Origin of the sequence: Curvibacter lanceolatus ATCC 14669 (assembly GCF_000381265.1) — a bacterium.
In the GTDB taxonomy this organism is placed as follows: Bacteria; Pseudomonadota; Gammaproteobacteria; order Burkholderiales; family Burkholderiaceae_C; genus Curvibacter; species Curvibacter lanceolatus.
This window is the reverse complement of record NZ_KB906321.1, coordinates 1-1381: the sequence shown is the minus strand read 5'-3', so window position 1 is coordinate 1381 and position 1381 is coordinate 1. Positions and strand designations below refer to the sequence as shown.

Below are 1381 nucleotides of genomic sequence, written 5' to 3'. Positions count from 1 at the left end.
GATGCTTGGGATGTGTCTGCAAAGCCATCAGGTCCCACCCGTTTGCCCGATCCCGACAACCTCCGTGAGGTGTTCGCGTATTGGGTGCGCCTGCTTCGGGTGCAAAAGGGCTGGTCGCAGGAGCGACTGGCGATGGAGTGTGAGTTGGATCGGACCTACGTATCCGCAGTTGAGCGATCGCGCTGGAACGTCTCGTTGTCCAACATCGAGCGACTGGCGCAGGCCCTAGATGTGGCGCCCTGGAGCTTGCTCAAACCTCCGGAACAAGCTGAGGTTGTGGTCAAGTCAGAAAGGCCGTCCTGAGTGCGGTGTGAACGTGCTCAGCAGGTAGACGATGTACAACCTTCATTGCACCAAGAAGCTGTTGGATCGCCTCAAGCGACCGATCGCCGCACCTACTGAAACTGATATCCGTCTGGGGAACTGGTACGCCACGGTGTTGTTCTGGAAGCCTCAGATGGTCCTGGTTGTCAACGAAAGGACTTTGCTTCCTGTGCTGCTGCCATTGGCGCCGGCGGCGACGCTAGTGGAGCGCTTTCCCCAGGCTGTTGGAGAGGCGTTGCTGGCATTGGACGTGCCGGAGGCCGTGATCGCTGAGGAGCTCCAAGCCATGGGTTATGGCTCGGTATGCAAGACAGTCAATCGCAGCCTGATTGGCATGTTGAACGAGTTCTCGTTCCTGGCCGAGAGCTACCGGCATCACTTTGGCACGTCAGAGCCGATTGCGGTCATGAAGAAGTTGGTGATCACTCCGTGTCGGCCGATTGGGTATCTGAGCCCTCGGGAAGCGCTCGAACGCGTGTTGCGGGAGCGGTGAATGTCCTAACTTCGATCCCCGTCTACTACACAGGGATTGAATAGGTCGAAGTTGGGAGCAAGCCTTGAGACATTCAAAGATCGAGGACAAGAACCCCGGAACGACAGCTAGACACACAAATCATCATAGATTTGTTGGCGACCTTTTCCTGCTTGGTCAGAATCTGGTCTTGGTGGTCGACGTCGCCCGATATCACTCGCGTTTCGCAGGCGCCGCAAACCCCCTCACGGCAACTGAATTCCGGCTGTAGCCCTGCCTGCAGCAAGCAATCAAGAAGGCTCACGCCTGGTGAGACGTGTAAGGTTTTGCACGACTTTTTCAGTTCAACGTCATAGCCTGTGCTTGTGATGGCAGTGCTTGAAGGTTTCGCTGTGGCTGCGAAGCGCTCTAGATGGATGTGGGTTTGACCCAGCGCCTCACATGCTTGTTCAAAGGCGTCCAGCATAGGAGCAGGACCGCAGCAGTAAAAATGCGCATCTTGAGAACGGCCTGCAAGCAACTCCATCATGTTCGGTGGTCGCCCTTGTTCCTGATCGAGATGTAAGGTCAACGCCAGGGGGGGGG

Annotated in this window: 3 protein-coding genes; 2 read left to right on the top strand and 1 reads right to left on the bottom strand. The window is 56.6% G+C overall.

Features of this window, described 5'->3' with window-relative positions:
- Both F624_RS0131950 and F624_RS0131945 read left to right on the top strand, forming a co-directional pair.
- Positions 1-303: helix-turn-helix domain-containing protein (locus F624_RS0131950; RefSeq protein ID WP_342663623.1), on the top strand; the 303-nt coding region annotated here is incomplete at its 5' end.
- A gap of 31 nt (positions 304-334) precedes the next feature.
- A complete protein-coding gene (locus F624_RS0131945; protein ID WP_019578421.1) occupies positions 335-817 on the top strand; it encodes a DUF6933 domain-containing protein in 483 nt (160 codons plus the stop codon).
- 73 nt (positions 818-890) lie between these two features.
- On the opposite strand, the gene F624_RS34575 is transcribed toward F624_RS0131945, so the two are convergent.
- Positions 891-1381, bottom strand: a 491-nt coding sequence (locus F624_RS34575) for a flavin reductase family protein (protein ID WP_157443758.1), incomplete at its 5' end; no start/stop codon positions are given.

What these genes read in the sequence shown, in the direction of transcription:
- F624_RS0131945 (WP_019578421.1), top strand. Translation starts at nt 335, where the DNA reads ATGTACAACCTTCATTGCACCAAGAAGCTGTTGGATCGCCTCAAGCGA.